Annotated in this window: 15 protein-coding genes; 8 read left to right on the forward strand and 7 right to left on the reverse strand. The window is 74.1% G+C overall.

The features are described 5' to 3' along the window. Positions 1-38: 38 nt before the first annotated feature. Both SZN_RS27250 and SZN_RS27255 read right to left on the reverse strand, forming a co-directional pair. Positions 39-887: a siderophore-interacting protein gene (locus SZN_RS27250; protein ID WP_007501125.1), complete on the reverse strand. Its 849-nt coding sequence runs from the start codon at positions 885-887 to the stop codon at positions 39-41. A gap of 137 nt (positions 888-1,024) precedes the next feature. Further along, the gene (locus SZN_RS27255) at positions 1,025-1,930 is read right to left on the reverse strand and encodes a 5'-3' exonuclease (RefSeq protein ID WP_007501127.1); all 906 of its coding nucleotides are present in this window, start codon (positions 1,928-1,930) and stop codon (positions 1,025-1,027) included. A gap of 211 nt (positions 1,931-2,141) precedes the next feature. Here SZN_RS27255 and SZN_RS27260 point away from each other — a divergent pair, with 211 nt between their 5' ends. The 4 genes from SZN_RS27260 to SZN_RS27275 all read left to right on the forward strand — a co-directional run bounded on the left by SZN_RS27260 (position 2,142) and on the right by SZN_RS27275 (position 6,903). After that, on the forward strand, positions 2,142-3,218 hold the full coding sequence (locus tag SZN_RS27260) for a quaternary amine ABC transporter ATP-binding protein (protein WP_007501129.1): 1,077 nt from the start codon (positions 2,142-2,144) through the stop codon (positions 3,216-3,218). Next, entirely contained in the window at positions 3,211-5,037 is a 1,827-nt protein-coding gene (locus tag SZN_RS27265) for an ABC transporter permease/substrate binding protein (protein ID WP_007501131.1), read from the forward strand. The genes SZN_RS27260 and SZN_RS27265 overlap by 8 nt, the downstream gene beginning before the upstream one ends. A 577-nt stretch (positions 5,038-5,614) precedes the next feature. Beyond that, on the forward strand, positions 5,615-6,184 hold the full coding sequence (locus SZN_RS27270) for a helix-turn-helix domain-containing protein (protein ID WP_007501133.1): 570 nt from the start codon (positions 5,615-5,617) through the stop codon (positions 6,182-6,184). Then, positions 6,184-6,903: a helical backbone metal receptor gene (locus tag SZN_RS27275; protein WP_007501135.1), complete on the forward strand. Its 720-nt coding sequence runs from the start codon at positions 6,184-6,186 to the stop codon at positions 6,901-6,903. The genes SZN_RS27270 and SZN_RS27275 overlap by 1 nt, the downstream gene beginning before the upstream one ends. Here SZN_RS27275 and SZN_RS27280 read toward each other — a convergent pair. Next, positions 6,830-7,942, reverse strand: coding sequence for a TDT family transporter (locus tag SZN_RS27280; protein ID WP_007501137.1), 1,113 nt, complete (start codon positions 7,940-7,942; stop codon positions 6,830-6,832). The two genes, SZN_RS27275 and SZN_RS27280, sit on opposite strands and share 74 nt — an antisense overlap. A 70-nt stretch (positions 7,943-8,012) precedes the next feature. Between SZN_RS27280 and SZN_RS27285 the strand changes: the two genes are divergently transcribed. Next, complete coding sequence (locus SZN_RS27285; protein WP_043733411.1) at positions 8,013-8,936, forward strand: LysR family transcriptional regulator; 924 nt, start codon at positions 8,013-8,015, stop codon at positions 8,934-8,936. 21 nt (positions 8,937-8,957) lie between these two features. Here the strand turns inward: SZN_RS27285 and SZN_RS27290 are convergent, their stop codons facing one another. The 3 genes from SZN_RS27290 to SZN_RS27300 form a co-directional block, all read right to left on the reverse strand. Then, complete coding sequence (locus SZN_RS27290) at positions 8,958-9,647, reverse strand: gamma-glutamyl-gamma-aminobutyrate hydrolase family protein (RefSeq protein WP_043733414.1); 690 nt, start codon at positions 9,645-9,647, stop codon at positions 8,958-8,960. Between the two features lie 24 nt (positions 9,648-9,671). After that, positions 9,672-11,117 (reverse strand): ethanolamine permease, encoded by a 1,446-nt coding sequence (gene eat / locus SZN_RS27295; protein WP_007501141.1) that lies wholly within the window; start codon positions 11,115-11,117, stop codon positions 9,672-9,674. A gap of 188 nt (positions 11,118-11,305) precedes the next feature. Continuing rightward, the gene (locus SZN_RS27300; protein WP_007501142.1) at positions 11,306-12,046 is read right to left on the reverse strand and encodes a FadR/GntR family transcriptional regulator; all 741 of its coding nucleotides are present in this window, start codon (positions 12,044-12,046) and stop codon (positions 11,306-11,308) included. A gap of 85 nt (positions 12,047-12,131) precedes the next feature. On the opposite strand from SZN_RS27300, the gene SZN_RS27305 reads away from it, so the two are divergent. From SZN_RS27305 to SZN_RS27315, 3 genes are read left to right on the forward strand one after another with little or no spacing between them, the layout of a single operon-like run. Continuing rightward, entirely contained in the window at positions 12,132-13,496 is a 1,365-nt protein-coding gene (locus tag SZN_RS27305) for a glutamine synthetase family protein (protein ID WP_007501143.1), read from the forward strand. 7 nt (positions 13,497-13,503) lie between these two features. Beyond that, positions 13,504-14,895 (forward strand): aldehyde dehydrogenase family protein, encoded by a 1,392-nt coding sequence (locus SZN_RS27310; RefSeq protein WP_007501145.1) that lies wholly within the window; start codon positions 13,504-13,506, stop codon positions 14,893-14,895. Beyond that, entirely contained in the window at positions 14,892-15,707 is an 816-nt protein-coding gene (locus SZN_RS27315) for a 3-oxoacyl-ACP reductase (RefSeq protein ID WP_007501149.1), read from the forward strand. The genes SZN_RS27310 and SZN_RS27315 overlap by 4 nt, the downstream gene beginning before the upstream one ends. A gap of 105 nt (positions 15,708-15,812) precedes the next feature. On the opposite strand, the gene SZN_RS27320 is transcribed toward SZN_RS27315, so the two are convergent. Next, positions 15,813-17,015: an amino acid deaminase/aldolase gene (locus tag SZN_RS27320; protein WP_007501151.1), complete on the reverse strand. Its 1,203-nt coding sequence runs from the start codon at positions 17,013-17,015 to the stop codon at positions 15,813-15,815. Positions 17,016-17,447 lie beyond the last annotated feature (432 nt).

The raw sequence follows: 17,447 nt of genomic DNA on the forward strand, positions 1-17,447 counted from the left end.
CCCCGCGCGCCGCCCCGCGGGGGAGGGAGCCCGGGAGCCTACGCCGCCGGGGCGGCACCCTCCTGCTCCGCCTCGATCCGCGCGTTCCAGTCGCGCTTGGACGCCTGCCAGCCGTCCTCGTTGTGCCCGAGCCGCCAGTAGCCGGAGATCGACAGGTCCTCGCGGGACAGGCCGTGCTCGACGCGCAGCAGGTGGCGCAGTTCCTTCACGAAGTGCGCCTCGCCGTGGACGAACGCGTGCGGCCGGCCCTCGGGGAACTCCAGCGAGCGCACCGCCTCGACCAGGGCCTCGCCCACCCGGCGCGCGCCGCGGTGCAGCCAGACGACCTCGGCGTCGGAGTCGATCTTCTGCTCCTCCTCGGGCCCGGCGACCTCGACGAACGCGTGGGCGGTGGCGCCGTCGGGCAGGGACTCCAGGGCGCGGGCGATCGCCGGCAGCGCGCTCTCGTCCCCGACCAGCAGATGCCAGTCGGCCCCCGGGTCCGGGGCGTAGGCGCCGCCGGGGCCCATGAACCGCACGGTCTCGCCGGGCCGGGCCCGCATCGCCCACGGGCCCGCGACGCCCTCGTCGCCGTGGATCACGAAGTCCACCGTCAGCTCACGGTGCTCGGGGTCCCAGGCGCGCACGGTGTACGTACGGGTCACCGGCCACTGCTCGCGCGGCAGCTCCGCGCGGATGCGCTCCAGGTCGAAGGGCTCGGGGTAGCGCACGCCCTCCTCGGGGGAGAAGAGGATCTTCAGATAGTGGTCGGTGCAGGTGTCCGCCGCGAAGTCGGCGAGACCCGCGCCCCCCAGCACCACGCGCTGCATGTGCGGGGTCAGCCGTTCGGTACGGACGACCTGCGCGGAGCGGGGCCTTTGCGGCTTGCGGGCAGGGCGTTCTGCCATGACGGCCTCCCTCATTCCAAGCTTAGGTTTACCTAAGTTAGCATCTCCCCCCGGAGGAGGGGGAAAGCGCGAGGAGATGAATTACGGGACGAATTCCCCCGCATCGGTCGTCTCATTCACTCGTCCGGCCGCTCGGTTCACTCCGCCAACGTCGTGAGCAGCCGCCGCAGCGACCCGCCGAGTCCCCAGCGCGCCGCCAGCCCGTCCAGCGCCGCCGCGTCGCGCGGGGCGCGCGGAACCGCGGTGGCGACCTCCGGCAGCGGCACGTCGGAGGCGACCCGCACCACGGTCGGGGCCACCTCGACATAGGGCCGCGACTCGTCCAGGCGCCTGCGCTGCGACGGGGTGAGCCGCGCGCTCGGGTCGTCGACCGCCGCCATGATCCCGGCCAGGTCGCCGAACTCCGCCAGCAGCTTCGCGGCCGTCTTCTCGCCGATCCCGGGCACCCCCGGCAGGCCGTCGCTCGGATCGCCGCGCAGCAGCGCCAGGTCCGCGTACCCCCGGCCGTCGACGCCGTACTTCCCGCGCAGCCACGACTCGTCCGTCAGCTGGAGGGTGCCGACGCCCTTGAGGGGGTACAGCACCCGCACCCCGCGGCCGTCGTCCACCAGCTGGTACAGGTCGCGGTCGCCGGTGACGATGTCCACCGGGCCCTTCGCCCGCGCGGTGAACGTGCCGATCACGTCGTCCGCCTCGTAGCCCGCGACGCCCACCCGCGCGACGCCGAGCGCGTCCAGGACGGCCTCGATGACCGGCACCTGCGGCGACAGCGTGTCGGGCACCTCCTCCTCGTCCGGTCCCGCCGCGCGCTCCTCGGCGACGCGGTGCGCCTTGTACGACGGGATGAGGTCGACGCGCCACCGCGGCCGCCAGTCGGCGTCCATGCAGGCCACCAGCTCGTCCGGCCGGTGGTCCCGCACCAGGCGGTCGACGAAGTCGAGGAGCCCGCGCACGGCGTTCACCGGGGTGCCGTCCGGGGCCCGCACCGAGTCCGGCACGCCGAAGTAGGCGCGGAAGTAAAGCGAGGCGGTGTCGAGGAGCATCAGTCGTCCGGTCACGCCACGCATCATGCCGCACGGCACCGACAGCGCCCCCGCCGTGACCGCCCCGTCGCACAGCGTGGCGGCCTGTGGGCTGGACCACTTGTGCGTTTGTGTGCGGGCGTGTGGGGCAGGCGCGCTCCCGGAGCGACGCCCCCTGCGCCACTGCCGCGCATGTCGCACCGACCATCCGCCGCCGAGACAAGAGGTACCCGTGTCATCCAGGCTTGAGGCCGACCATCTGTACAAGGTGTTCGGCAGACGACCGACCGAGGCTGTCGAACGGCTCCGCACCGGAGCCGACCGGGAGGAGCTGCGCGCCGACGGCACCACCGCCGCCGTGATCGACGCCTCCTTCACGGTGGAGCCCGGCCAGATCTTCGTCGTCATGGGCCTGTCCGGCTCCGGGAAGTCCACGCTGCTGCGCATGCTCAACGGACTCCTGGAGCCGACCGCGGGTCACGTCCGCTTCGACGGCCAGGACCTGACCGCGCTCAGCGACCGCGACCTGCGCGCGGTCCGCGCCCGGAAGATCAGCATGGTCTTCCAGCACTTCGCGCTCTTCCCGCACCGCAGCGTGCTGGAGAACGCCGCCTACGGCCTCGCCGTGCAGGGCGTGCCCCGCGCCGAGCGCGAGAAGCGCGCCGCCGAGGCGCTGGAGCTGTGCGGTCTCGGCGGCTGGGAGGAGTCCTGGCCCGACGAGCTGTCCGGCGGCATGCAGCAGCGCGTCGGCCTCGCCCGCGCCCTGGCCACCGACGCCGACCTGCTGCTGATGGACGAGTCCTTCAGCGCCCTCGATCCGCTGATCCGCCGGGACATGCAGGACCAGCTCCTCCAGCTCCAGCAGACCCTGAAGAAGACCATCGTCTTCATCACCCACGACCTCAACGAGGCCATGCGGCTCGGCGACCGGATCGCCGTCATGCGCGACGGCCGCATCGTGCAGACCGGCAGCGCCGAGGACATCCTGCTGCGCCCGGAGAACGACTACGTCGCCTCCTTCATCCAGGACGTCGACCGCACCCGGGTGCTGACCGCGAGCGCCCTCATGGACACCGGCGCCACCGCGGACGCCCCGCGCTGCGCCTGCGAGACCGCGGCCCCCGACACCACCTTCGCCGAGCTGTGCGCGCTCAGCGCCCGGCTGTCGCACCCCGTCCGCGTGGTCGACGGCGGCGGCCGGGTCGTCGGCGCCGTCGACCGCCGGAGCCTGGTCGGCTTCCTCGGCGACGAGGCGGCCGATCCCTCGCCCTGCGACCGCCCCGAGGAAAAGGTGACCGCCCATGCCTAGGCTCCCGCTCGGCGACTGGGCCGACTCCGGTGTGCAGTGGCTCGTCACCCACATGGGCTGGCTCTTCGACGCGGTCAAGGCCGTCGTGGAGGGCATGTACGACGGCGTCAACGCCGTCCTGACGGCCCCCGAGCCGCTGCTCCTCGCGGGCATCCTCGCCGTACTGGCCTGGTGGCTGCGCGGGCTGGTCGCCGGGGTGCTCGCCTTCGGCGGGTTCGTGCTCGTCGACTCGCTCGACCTGTGGGAGCGGGCCATGTCGACGCTCGCCCTGGTGCTGGTCGCCACTCTCATCGCCCTGGTGCTCTCGGTGCCGCTGGGCATCTGGGCCGCCCGGTCCAGGACCGTCAGCGCCGCCCTTCGGCCCGTCCTCGACCTGCTCCAGACCATGCCGTCGATGGTCCTGCTCATCCCGGCCATCCTCTTCTTCGGCCTGGGCACCGCCGCCGGCGTCATCGCCACGCTGATCTTCGCGCTCGCCCCCGGCGTCCGCATGACCGAACTCGGCATCCGCCAGGTCGACGCCGAGCTGGTGGAGGCCGCCGAGGCGTTCGGCACCACCCGCCGCGACACCCTGCTGCGGGTCCAGCTGCCGCTCGCCCTCCCGACGATCATGGCGGGCATCAACCAGGTCATCATGCTGAGCCTGTCGATGGTGGTCATCGCCGGCATGGTCGGCACCGGCGGCCTGGGCGGCGCGGTCAACGAGGCCATCGGCCAGCTCGACATCGGCTTCGGCTTCGAGGCGGGCGTCGGCATCGTCGTCCTCGCCATCTACCTGGACCGCATCACCGGCGCCCTCGGCGCGCAGATCTCCCCGCTGGGCCGCCGCGCCTCCGCCAAGGCCCGCGCCGCGAGCGGCGTCACGGTGTGGAGCCACCGCCCGCGCCCCGTGGTCGCGGTCGCCGGCGTCGCCGTGCTCGCCCTCGTCGCCGGTGGCCTGGGCGTCTTCGGACCGTCCTCCGGCACCGCCGAGGCGTCCGCCACGGACATCGGCCGGGGCAAGGAGATCAAGCTGGGCTACATCCCCTGGGACGAGGGCATCGCCTCGACCTTCCTGTGGAAGGAGCTCCTGGAACGGCGCGGCTTCGAGGTGTCCACCACCCAGTACGCCGCGGGCCCGCTCTACACCGGCCTCGCCACCGGCCAGATCGACTTCCAGACCGACTCCTGGCTGCCCACCACGCACGCCGAGTACTGGAAGAAGTACGGCAAGCAGCTCGACGACCTCGGTTCCTGGTACAGCCCCACCTCCCTGGAGCTCACCGTCCCCGCGTACATGAAGGACGTGAACTCCCTGGCGGACCTCAAGGGCAAGTCGTCGGCCTTCAAGGGCAAGATCGTCGGCATCGAGCCGAGCGCCGGCATGATGGGACTGCTCAAGGACAAGGTGCTCGGGGCGTACGGCCTGAAGGGCTCCTACGACGTCGTGGACGGCTCGACGCCCGCCATGCTCGCCGAGCTCAAGCGCGCGTACGCCAAGAAGGAGCCGATCGTCGTCACGCTCTGGTCCCCGCACTGGGCGTACAGCGACTACAAGCTGAAGAAGCTCAAGGACCCCAAGGGCGCCTGGGGCAAGGGCGACAGCGTGCACACCCTCTCCCGCAAGGGCTTCGCCTCCGACAACCCCGAGGTCGGCGCCTGGCTCAAGGACTTCTCGATGACGGAGAAGCAGCTGACCGGCCTGGAGTCGCAGATCAGCAAGGCCGGCAAGGGCAAGGAGCAGGACGCGGTGCGCGCCTGGCTCGACCGCAACCCCGGACTGGCCGACAAGTGGGCCCCGGTCGCCGGACAGGGGGACGAGGACCAGGCGGCCGGGTGACCTGACGGACCCGACCGCCGCCGCCCGAGGGCGGGTCACGCCGTACGTTCTTCCCCTCCGTACGGCGGGCCCGCCCCTCGTGGTCTTCGCGCACGACCCCGGGACGGCCACGGCAAGGGTCCGGCCGACCACGCGGCGCCGTCTCCCCGCCCGGACCGACGTGGTGCGGGCAACGGCCCGCGGCGGGCCCCGACTTGCCGGCCCCCGCGACTCCCCGCGCCGCCCGGGTCGCACCTCTGGCCCCGCGACTGCCCGCGCCGCCCGCGCCGTCCCTCCGGCCCGGCGATGCGCGCGAACGGGGCCGGAACACGGGGAAGTGCGCGATTATGGAACAGACGGTGGCGGCCGGCCGTCGTCACGGCGGCCGGCGGGGGTCCGCGACCGGGCGGTGACGCGCGGGCGCCCGTTCCGCGGGCGTAACCGGCGGGCCGTGCCCGCCCCGGCGCGTCGCCGACGCGACGGGCGGGTGCAACGGTTTGCCGGACATGCGTAGGGTGCAGAGAACTCAACAGAAGGTGTGCGCCGGGCAACGGGCGCGAGGACAGTGGACCGACGAGCGAAGGAGGGAGCCGGAGCGATGGGCGACCACAAAGAACAGCCCCTCCGGGTGGGGGCCGCCGTACGGCGGCGGCGCCGCGCGCTGGACCTCACCCTCGCCGTCGTGGCCGAGCGCAGCGGCCTGTCCGTGCCCTTCCTGAGCCAGATCGAGAACGACCGGGCCCGCCCCAGCACCTCCTCCCTGGAGAAGGTCGCCGACGCGCTGCGCACCACCGCCGTCGAACTCCTCGCCGCCGCCGACCCGGCGTGCAGCGTGGACGTCGTGCGCGCCGACACCACCGAGCTCGCGCCGGAGCCGCGGACGCGGTCCCTGGTGCGCGGTCACCACCAGATGCACGCCTCGGAGTTCACCGGCGACCACGACGCGGGCCGCGAGTTCCAGTACCGCAACGACCAGTTGATGTACGTCGCCGACGGCGCGGTCGAGATCGAGGCGGAGGGCCGCGCCTACCGGCTGGGCCGCGGCGACACCCTGTACCTCACCGGCGGGGTGCGCCACCGCTGGCGCGCGACCGTGGCGGACACCCGCGTCGTCGTCGTGGCGGTGGCCGAGCACATCGAGGCGGTCCGGGACCGGCCGGGACGCTGATGCGGGCCGTCTCCCTGGTGCCGTCGCTGACGGAGGCCGTCGAGCTCTCCGCGCCCGGCGTCCTGGTGGGCGCCACCGACTGGTGCAGCCACCCCGCGGGCCTGGACGTCGTCCGCGTCGGCGGGACCAAGAACCCGGCCGTGGAGCGGATCGCGGCGCTCGCCCCCGATCTGGTGATCGCCAACGAGGAGGAGAACCGCGAGCCCGACCTCGCCGCCCTGCGCGCCACCGGGACCGAGGTCCTGGTGACCGAGGTGCGCACGGTGCCGCAGGCCCTCACCGAACTGGACCGGGTGCTGACCGCCTGCGGGGTGCGCACCCGCCCGCGGTGGCTGGACGAGGCCGCGCGGACCTGGTCCGCACCGCCGGTCCCGGAGCGCCGTACGACGGCCGTGGTGCCGATCTGGCGGCGCCCCTGGACGGTGCTCGGCCGGGACACCTTCGCGGGCGACGTCCTGGCCCGCCTCGGGGTGCACCACCTGTACGCCGGGCACCCCGAGCGCTATCCGCGCGTCCCCCTCCAGGAGCTGCGGGCGGCCCGTCCGGACCTGGTCGTCCTTCCCGACGAGCCCTACCGCTTCACCGCCGACGACGGCCCCGAGGCGTTCGCCCCGCTGCCCTGCGCGCCGGTCAGCGGCCGGCACCTCACGTGGTACGGGCCGTCGCTCGCGCGGGCACCGCGGGTGCTGTCCGGGGCGCTGCGAGCAGCGCGCCGCTGAGCAGGCCGCGCGCGGTGCGGACCGCGGCGACGGCCCAGGCGGCGACGAGGAGCGCGTACAGGGCCACGGCGAGCCCGTCGTACACGAGGAGCCCGGTGCGGCGGGCGAGCGCCGCCGCGCCGGTCACGCAGGTGCCGACCGGGAAGGTGAACGCCCACCAGGTCATCGCGAACCCCATCCCGTGCCGCCGGGCGCGCAGGACGTGCGCGCAGGCGAGGCCCAGCCACAGCAGCGCGAAGCCCATCACGGGCACCCCGTACAGCACGGCCAGCACCCCGAAGCCGTCGCTGTAGGGTGCCGGGACCACCCCGGGGGCGGCGTCGGCGAAGGCGCCCACGGCGGTGGTGGACTGTCCGAGCGGGCCCAGGACCAGGAACAGCGACGGGGTGAGGGCGAGCGGCAGGGGGCCGCCGGTGAGCAGCCGGGCGAACACCAGCGGCAGCATCAGCGAGGTGGCCAGCAGACTCAGCCCGAACATCGCCACGCACGCGAGGAGCAGAGTCGCGCGGGCCTGCCCGGCCGGCAGGCGGGGCACCAGGCGCGGGCCGAGCGCCGCCGACACCATCGGCGCGACCAGGGGCAGCAGCCACACGGGTGTCGCCTGCGAGAGGCGGGGCCGATGGCGCACGGCCATGAGGTACGGCACGGCCACGGCCGCCGCCAGCCCGATCGCCGTACCGGCGGTGTACAGCACGGCGTCCAGGGCGAGCGCGGCGCGGGCGCCGGTCCAGTCCCGGCCGACGGTCTGCGCGCCGCCGCCGACGGCCAGCAGCGCCATGGACAGGCAGCCGTAGAACGGTGCCACCGCCGGGTCGAGGAGATGGGCGCGTGCCTGGTCGCGGTGGTGGGCCCAGTGCAGGGCGCGCGCCGTGAGCAGGGCGAGGAGCAGCAGCAGGGACAGGGCCCACACCGCGGTGGCGGCGGGGCGCAGCAGGGGCGGCGGGGTCACGGGCAGCGCGGCGCTCGCGGTGGCGACGGCGGCGGTGCCCATGACGGCGGCGTACCAGTGGGGTCCGAGGTGACGGACGGTGGTGACCATGCCCGCAGCCTGCGGGCGGCCGCCCCCGCCCGCCAGGGACCGCCTCTCTATGGCGACATAAACTGGTCTTATGACTGAGGAGGCGGAGGGGCGGTCCCGCTCCGGGGGCGTGGCGCACCGGGTCCCGGACCTGGGGGCCCTGGAACTGCTGCTCGCCGTGGCGCGGCTCGGCAGCCTCGGCGGGGCGGCCCGGGAACTCGGGATCACCCAGCCTGCGGCGAGCAGCAGAATCCGGTCCATGGAACGCCAGTTGGGGGTGGCGCTGGTGGACCGGTCGCCGCGCGGGTCGCGGCTCACGGACGCGGGGGCGCTGGTCACGGACTGGGCGCGGCGGATCGTGGAGGCCGCGGAGGCGTTCGACGCGGGCGCGCAGGCGCTGCGGGTGCGGCGCGACTCGCGGCTGCGGGTCGCGGCGAGCATGACGATCGCGGAGTATCTGCTGCCGGGCTGGCTGCTCGCGCTGCGGGCGCAGCGCCCGGACACCGCGGTCTCGCTGCACGCCGGGAACTCCGCGGCGGTGGCCGGGCGGCTGCTGGCGGACGAGGCGGACCTCGGGTTCGTGGAGGGGCTGACGGTGCCGACGGGGCTGGACTCCGTGGTCATCGCCCACGACAGCCTCGTCGTGGTGACCGCGCCGGGGCACCCGTGGTCCCGGCGGCGGCGCCCCCTGGAGGCGCCGGAGCTCGCGGCGACCCCGCTGATCCTGCGGGAGACGGGCTCCGGGACCCGGCAGGTGCTGGACGCCGCGCTCGGCGGCCTGGCCCGGCCGCTGATCGAGCTGTCGTCCACCACGGCGGTCAAGGCGGCGGCGGTGAGCGGCGCGGGACCCGCGGTCCTGAGCGAACTCGCCGTCGGGGAGGAGCTGGCGATGCGGCGCCTGGTCGCCGTCCCGCTGGCGGACGTCTCCCTCGCCCGCGACCTGCGGGCGGTCTGGCCCACCGGCCACCGGCCCGTGGGCCCGGCCAGGGACCTGCTCTCCCTGACCCGGAGCTGACGCGCACGGACCGGCGGGCCGTCAGGCGGCGCGGGCCGCCGCCCGCACCAGTGCGCGCATCACCCGCAGGTCCCCGCCCATCTCCGGGTGCCACTGCACGCCGAGGACCCAGGGGGCGGAGGGGAGTTCCACGGCCTCGACCGTGCCGTCGGCGGCGTACGCCGAGGCGGTCAGGCCCGCGCCGAGGCGGTCCACGGCCTGGTGGTGGTAGGCCGGGACGTACGCGGCCTCGGGCACCGCCTCGGCGTACCGGGTCCCCGGCACCGGCTTGACGTCGTGGCCGCCGAAGACGCCCACCCGTTCCGCGTGCCCGTCGATGTGCTGGACGAGCGTGCCGCCGAGCGCGACGTTCAGCAGCTGCATGCCGCGGCAGATGCCGAGCAGCGGCACCCCCGCGCCGAGCGCGGCGTCGATCAGGGCCAGCTCCCACTCGTCGCGCTCCGGCGCGGGCGGTCCCGTGCGGGGCTCGCGCTCCGCGCCGTAGCGGACCGGCTCCACGTCCGGTCCGCCCGCGATGACCAGCCCGTCCAGGCGCGCCACGGCCGCCGCCGCGTACTGCGGGTCGTCCGGCGGGAGCATCGCGGCCAGGCCGCCCGCCCGCTGCACCAGGCGCGGATAGCCGACCGGCAGCAGTGCGGCCTCCAGCTCCCACACGCCCCAGCGCGCACCGGCCTCCAGGTAGGTGCTGACCCCGATCAACGGCCTGGTCACGAAAACTCCCTCACGTCCGGTTCCTCAGTCCCGCGCCAACTCTGCCTCGGCCGCCGCCAGCGCCGCGAACTCCTCCTCCGGCGCCTTGGCGACCAGCCTCTTGCGGCTGTACAGGCCGAAGTACGCCGTCGCCACCGCGTACACCGCCAGCGCGATCAGCGCGGCCGTCACGTCCACCAGGAACGTCGCCACCAGCGCCGAGCAGGCGAGCACCAGCGCCACCGACGACGTCAGGGTGCCGCCCGGCGTACGGTACGGCCGCGGCAGCTCCGGCTCCCGGCGGCGCAGCACGATGTGCGAGAGGGACATCAGCGCGTAGGAGATGGTCGCGCCGAACACGGCGATGTTGAGCATCCGCGCGCCGTTGCCCGACACCGCCGCCAGCAGGAAGCCGATCGTGCCCGGCACCAGCAGACCGAGGTAGGGCGCCTTGCGGCGGCTGGTGAGGGACAGGAAGCGGGGCAGGTAGCCGGCCCGGGACAGCGCGAACAGCTGCCGCGAGCCCGCGTAGATCAGCGAGAAGAAGGAGGCCACCAGGCCCGCGAGACCGGCGTAGTTGACGACCCGGCTCAGGGCGGTCGCCTCGCCGTCCGGCTGGAGCGCCGCCACCAGCGGGTTGCCGGCGTCCTGGATCGCCGCCGAGCCGCGCGCCCCGGCCGCCGCGACGAACGTGACCACGGCCAGCACCACCAGGATGCCCATCGACCAGCGGATCGCCTTGGGCAGCGTACGGGCGGGGTCCCGGGTCTCCTCCGCGGCCAGCGGCACGCCCTCGACGCCGAGGAAGAACCACATCCCGAACGGGAACGCCGCCCAGATGCCCAGCAGTCCGAACGGCAGCCAGGAGCCGGACCCGAGCGCCGAGGTGTCGACGGGGATGTCGTCCAGCGAGCCGAAGGAGAAGGCGGGCAGCGCCGCCAGGACGAACACCAGCAGGGCCGCCACGGCGATCCCGGTGACGACGAAGCTGAAGCGCAGCGCCTCGCCGACGCCCCAGAGGTGGATGCCGAGGAAGATCGCGAAGCAGACCAGGTACATCGGCCAGCCGGACTCCAGGCCGAACAGGCCGAGCGACTCGACGTAGTCGCCGATGAAGATGACGATGGCGGCGGGCGCCAGCACGTACTCGATGAGGATCGCCGTACCCGTGAGGAAGCCGCCCCACGGGCCGAGCGCGCGGCGGGCGAAGCCGTAGCCGCCGCCCGCCGTCGGCAGGATCGAGGACAGCTCGGCGAGCGCGAAGACCATGCAGGCGTACATCGCGCCCATGAGCACCATGGCGATCGCGAGCCCGCCGAAGCCGCCCTCGGCGAGGCCGAAGTTCCAGCCCGAGTAGTCGCCCGAGACGACGTAGGCGACACCGAGGCCGGTCAGCAGCACCCAGCCGGCACTGCCGCGGCGCAGCGCCCTGCGTTGCAGATAGTCGTCCGCCTCCGCCTCGGGAGGGGTGTTCGTGGATTCGAGGGACATGGGCCAACTCCCCGCGTGCGGTGGACACCGGGCATCTCCGGGCACCGTGGGGTCGACCGGGCTCCGGCTCAATGGAATGGATGCATACCTTTGCGGTGCCGGGCGGCGGATGGCAATACCCGTGCGTTAATCGGAGGTAAATCCGGGCTCACGGGGGGGGCCGGGCCGGGTCCTGCGGGGGTGCCCGCTCAGCCGAGGAAGCCGCGCAGCAGCGCCGCCGTGCCCCCGCAGTGCTCGCGCATGATCTCCCTGGCCTGCTCGGCACGGCCCTCGACGACCGCCTCCACCAGCGCCGCGTGCTGCCGCTGGGAGTGCTCCAGGTTGCGCACGAGCAGCGGGATGCAGTCGAGCAGATCGTTGACCCTCGCCCGTACCGCGGCGTACTGCGCGGTGAGCGAGGGGGAGCCGGACAGTTCGGCGACCGTCAGGTGCAGCAGCGTGTCCAGGCGGCGGTAGTCCGCGAGCGGGGCGTCCTGCGTGCGCGCCAGCGCCTCGCGCAGCCGGTCCGCCTGCGCCCGGCCGAGCCCGTGCGCCGCGCAGAGCCCGGCCGCCCCCACCTCCAGGACCTCGCGGAAGCGCAGCGTGTCCTCGACGTCGACGTCCTTCAGCCGGCGGCGCAGCTCCTCCTCGCCCGGCGTCTCGGTGCGCGCGAGCACGAACGTGCCGCCGTAGCGGCCGCGCCGCGACTCCACCAGCCCCTGGTCCTGGAGCACCTTCAGCACCTCGCGCAGCGTCACCCGGCTGATGCCCAGCCTCTCGGCGAGCTCGCGCTCCGCGGGCAGCCGTTCGCCGCCCGGCACCAGGCCGAGCCGGACGACCTGGAGGATCTGCTCCAGGGCCTCCTCGAATCCGTTGCCGGCCCGTACCGGGCGCAGCACCGGCGTCAGCCGGTCGTCGGCCCCGCCGTGCCCCGTGCCCGCCTGCGACATGTCGCCGGACCCCCTTCCCAATCAATGGTCCTGCGCAATACCTTATGGCTCACGGCTGACCGACGTAGCCGAAGGAGGCTCTCCCGTGGCAGACCGCACACCCCCGCTGAGCGTCGAGGAGCTGCACGCCCTCGTCGCCGGCGGTGAGATCGACACTGTCGTCCTGGCCTTCCCCGATATGCAAGGGCGGCTCCAGGGCAAGCGGTTCGCCGCCCGCTTCTTCCTCGACGAGGTCCTCCACCACGGCACCGAGGGCTGCAACTACCTGCTCGCCGTGGACACCGAGATGAACACCGTCGACGGCTACGCCATGTCCTCCTGGGACCGCGGCTACGGCGACTTCGCCATGCACCCCGACCTCGCCACCCTGCGCCGCGTGCCCTGGAACGAGGGCACCGCGCTGCTCGTCGCCGACCTCGCCTGGAACGACGGCTCGCCCGTCGCCGCCGCGCCCCGCCAGATCCTGCGCCGCCAGCTCGACCGCCTCGCCGAGCACGGATTCACCGCCAACGTGGGCACCGAGCTGGAGTTCATCGTCTTCAGGGACACCTACGAGCAGGCGTGGGACGCGGCCTACCGGGGACTGACCCCGGCCAACCAGTACAACATCGACTACTCGGTCCTCGGCACCGGCCGCATCGAGCCCCTGCTGCGCCGCATCCGCAACGAGATGGCGGCCGCCGGCCTCACCGTGGAGTCCGCCAAGGGCGAGTGCAACCCCGGCCAGCACGAGATCGCCTTCCGGTACGACGACGCCCTGGTCACCTGCGACCAGCACGCCGTCTACAAGACCGGCGCCAAGGAGATCGCCGCGCAGGAGGGCGTCTCGCTCACCTTCATGGCCAAGTACAACGAGCGCGAGGGCAACTCCTGCCACATCCACCTCTCCCTCGCGGACGCCTCCGGCGACAACGCCATGGCGGGCGACGGCCCGGACGGCATGTCGGACGTCATGCGCCACTTCCTGGCCGGACAGCTCGCCGCCCTGCGCGACTTCTGCCTCCTGTACGCGCCCAACATCAACTCCTACAAGCGGTTCCAGCCCGGCTCGTTCGCCCCGACCGCCGTCGCCTGGGGGCACGACAACCGCACCTGCGCCCTGCGCGTCGTCGGCCACGGCCGCTCGACGCGCTTCGAGAACCGCCTCCCCGGCGGCGACGTCAACCCCCATCTCGCCGTCGCCGGACTGGTCGCCGCCGGGCTGTACGGCATCGAGCACGAGCTCGAACTCCCCGACCCCTGCGCGGGCAACGCCTACACGGCCGGCTTCGAGCACGTCCCCACCACCCTGCGCGAGGCGGCCGGACTCTGGGAGAACAGCCCGATCGCGCGGGCCGCCTTCGGCGACGAGGTGGTCGCCCACTACCGCAACATGGCGCGCGTGGAGCTGGACGCCTTCGACGCCGCCGTCACCGACTGGGAACTGCGCCGCTCCTTCGAACGCATGTGAGGCACCCTTGTCCGCCGAGTTGTCCGCCGAGCACGTACTGGAAGTACTCGACCCCGCCACCGAGGAGGTCATCGCCACCGTCCCCGCCGCGACGGCGGCCGACGTGGACGCCGCCGTCGTACGGGCCGCGAAGGCGCAGTCCGCGTGGGCCGCGCTCGCGCCCGGCGAACGCGCCCGCCTGCTGCGCCGGTTCGCCGCCGCCGTGGACGCGCACCTGGAGGAACTGGCCGCCCTGGAGGTCCGCGAGGCCGGGCACACCATCGGCAACGCCCGCTGGGAGGCCGGCAACGTCCGCGACCTGCTCGACTACGCCGCCGGGGGAGTGGAGCGGCTGACCGGCCGTCAGATCCCGGTGGCGGGCGGCCTCGACGTCACGATCCTCGAACCCCTCGGTGTCGTCGGCGTCATCGCCCCCTGGAACTTCCCGATGCCGATCGCCGCCTGGGCCACCGCGCCCGCCCTCGCGGCCGGCAACGCGGTCCTGCTCAAGCCCGCCGAGACCACCCCGCTGACCGCGCTGCGCCTGGCCGAACTGGCCCTCGCCGCCGGGCTCCCGGAGGGCCTGTTCCAGGTGCTGCCCGGCCACGGCCCGGTCACCGGCGGCGCGCTCGTCGAACACCCCGGCGTCGCGAAGATCGTGTTCACCGGGTCGACGGGCGTGGGCAGGCAGGTCCTGGCCAGGGGCGCCGCCCGCCTCAAGCGCGTCACCCTCGAACTCGGCGGCAAGAGCCCCAACATCGTCTTCGCCGACGCCGACCTGGAGGCCGCCGCCGCCGCGGCCCCCATGTCCTTCCTCGACAACGCCGGCCAGGACTGCTGCGCCCGCACCCGCATCCTCGTCCAGCGCTCCGTCCACGACCGCTTCCTCGACCTGCTCGGCCCCGCCCTGGAGGCCGTCACGGTCGGCGACCCGGCCGACGAGAACACCGACATGGGCCCGCTGATCTCCGCGGCCCAGCTGCGGCGCGTGCGCGCGTACGTCCCCGACGGCGCCGAGGGCATCCGCGGCAAGGCCCCCGAGGGGCCCGGCTTCTGGTTCCCGCCCACACTCCTGACCGGCGTCGACCCCGGGGCGCCCGTCGCAGTCGAGGAGGTCTTCGGCCCCGTCGCCGTACTCATCCCCTTCGAGGACGAGGCGCAGGCCGTGGCCCTCGCCAACGCCACCGACTACGGCCTCTCGGGCTCCCTCTGGACCCGGGACATCGGCCGCGCGCTGCGTGTCTCCCAGGCCGTGCGCGCCGGCAACCTGTCCGTCAACTCCCATTCCAGCGTGCGCTACTGGACCCCGTTCGGCGGTTTCAAGCAGTCCGGCATCGGACGCGAGCTGGGACCGGACGCCCTGACCGCCTTCACCGAAACCAAGAACGTCTTCATCAGCACGGAAGGCCCCGCACAGTGACCGCAGAGACCGCCGCCTCCCCCGGAGGCACCCCCGAGGCCCCCGTCTGCCGCCGCCTCGTCGGCCGCACGGCCGTCGTCACCGGCGCCGGCAGCGGCATCGGCCTCGCCACCGCCCGCAGGCTCGCCTCCGAGGGCGCCCACGTCGTCTGCGCGGACGTCGACGAGCAGCGCGGCAAGGCCGCCGCCGAGGAGGTCGGCGGCATCTTCGTCAACGTCGACGTCACCGACCCCGAGCAGGTCGAGGCGCTGTTCAGGACGGCGTACGACACCTACGGCAGCGTCGACGTCGCCTTCAACAACGCGGGCATCTCACCGCCCGACGACGACTCCATCCTGGAGACCGGCCTGGACGCCTGGAAGCGCGTCCAGGAGGTCAACCTCACCTCCGTCTACCTGTGCTGCAAGGCCGCCATCCCCTACATGCGGCGGCAGGGCAGGGGCTCCATCATCAACACCGCGTCCTTCGTGGCCCGGATGGGCGCGGCGACCTCGCAGATCTCCTACACGGCCTCCAAGGGCGGCGTGCTCGCCATGTCCCGGGAACTCGGCGTGCAGTTCGCCCGCGACGGCATCCGCGTCAACGCCCTGTGCCCGGGACCGGTCAACACCCCGCTGCTCCAGGAGCTGTTCGCCAAGGACCCGGAGCGGGCCGCGCGCCGCATCGTGCACATCCCCGTCGGCCGGTTCGCCGAGGCCGACGAGATCGCCGCCGCCGTCGCCTTCCTGGCCAGCGACGACTCCTCCTTCGTGAACGCCACCGACTTCCTGGTCGACGGCGGCATCTCGGGGGCGTACGTCACCCCGCTGTGACCGGCCCCCGCGGTCGGGGAGGCGGGGGCGCGGCACCGCCGCCCGGCGGACGCGCGCCCGTACGCACCGGGGGCCGGGCGGCCGACGGCTCCCGGCGCGGGACGGCTACAGGAAGGTGTGGCCCTCGCCGCGGTACGTCGGCACGGTCGCCGTCACCGTGTCGCCCTCCACGAGACTCAGGGTGTCGAACCGCTCGCACAGCTCACCGGCCTTGGCGTGCCGGAACCACACCTTGTCGCCCAGCAGCAGATCGTCGGCCGGCGCGCCGAGCAGCGGCGTCTGCACCTCGCCGGGCCCCTCCTGGGAGTCGTAGCGCAGCCCCTCGGGCAGGTACGGCACCGGCAGCCGGTCGGCTCCGGCCGCGCCCGAGGCCGGGTAGCCGCCGCCCAGGACGGTCACCACGCCGACGCCCGGCCTGCGCACCACCGGCAGGGCGAACAGCGCGGCCGGACGGCCGCTGAAGGACGTGTAGTTGTCGAACAGCCGGGGCACGTACAGGCCCGACCCCGCGCCGATCTCGGTCACGCAGTCCTCGGCCGCGGTGAACTGCACACTGCCCGTCCCGCCGCCGTTGACGAACTCCAGCCCCGGCGCCACCGCCCGGACCGCCCGCACCACCGCGGCCCGCCGCTCGGCGAGTTCCCGGCGCGCGGCGGCCTGCATCAGCCGTACCGCCCGCGACCTCAGCGGCCGCCCCGCCACGGCGTCGCCGACCCCGGCGATGTGCCCCTCGTACGCCATGATCCCGACGACCTCGAACCCCGGCCGCCCGGCGATCAGCCGTGCCAGATCGGCGACCTGGGTGGGGGAGTGCAGCGGCGAGCGGCGGGCGCCGACGCGCACCCGGCCGCCGAGCAGCTTCAGCGAGGTGTCCAACTCCAGGCAGACCCGCACCACTTCGCGCCCGCCGTCCCGCGCCTCGTCGATCAGCCGGAGCTGCGCCGGGTCGTCGATCATCACGGTCACCGCCGCGGCGAGCTTGGGATCGCTCGTCAGCTCGGCGAACCCGGCACGGTCGGCGGACGGGTAGGCGAGCATCACGTCGTCGAAGCCGGAGCGGGCCAGCCACAGCGACTCGGCGAGGGTGAAGGACATCACGCCCGCGAACCCGTCCCGCGCCAGGACGCGTTCGAGCAGCGCCCGGCAGCGCACGGACTTGCTCGCGACCCTGATCGGTTTCCCGCCGGCCCGGCGGACCAGATCGTCCGCGTTCGCGTCGAAGGCGTCGAGGTCGACGATCGCGAGGGGGGCGTCGAGAGGGGCGGTGGCCCGGTCGTAACGGGCCCGGTCGGCGGCGCGCGCAGTCATGAACGAAGCCTGCCAGACGGGATTACCGCAGGGTAGGGGGACGTTCCGGGCAGATGTGCGCGGGGTCGCCGACTGGTTCCCGTTCGCCCGGCATCAACCCGTAGAGTGACGCGCACGCAGGGGGGGACGTCCCCGGCCGTTCGCCGCGCCGGGATGACGCTCCTCCGGTGCGGGTATGCGTGCCTGGTCGGACGAGTCGTACCGGGCGGGGCGGCCGGCACGCCGAACGACGGCTCCGCGCGCGAGAACGGCCCGGACACGAGGAAACGGGGGGTGCATGAGCACGGAAGCGCGCCGCCCTCCCGTCCCGCCCCTGGACGGCGACGGCGCGGACGCCCCGCGCGGCGCCGCACCCCGGCCACCCGCCCCCGGCACCTCCGCGGCGCCCCCGGCCTCCCGGCAGACCGACCTGCCGCCGCCCGCCGCCCCGGT

The organism is Streptomyces zinciresistens K42, assembly GCF_000225525.1.
Classification (GTDB): domain Bacteria; phylum Actinomycetota; class Actinomycetes; order Streptomycetales; family Streptomycetaceae; genus Streptomyces; species Streptomyces zinciresistens.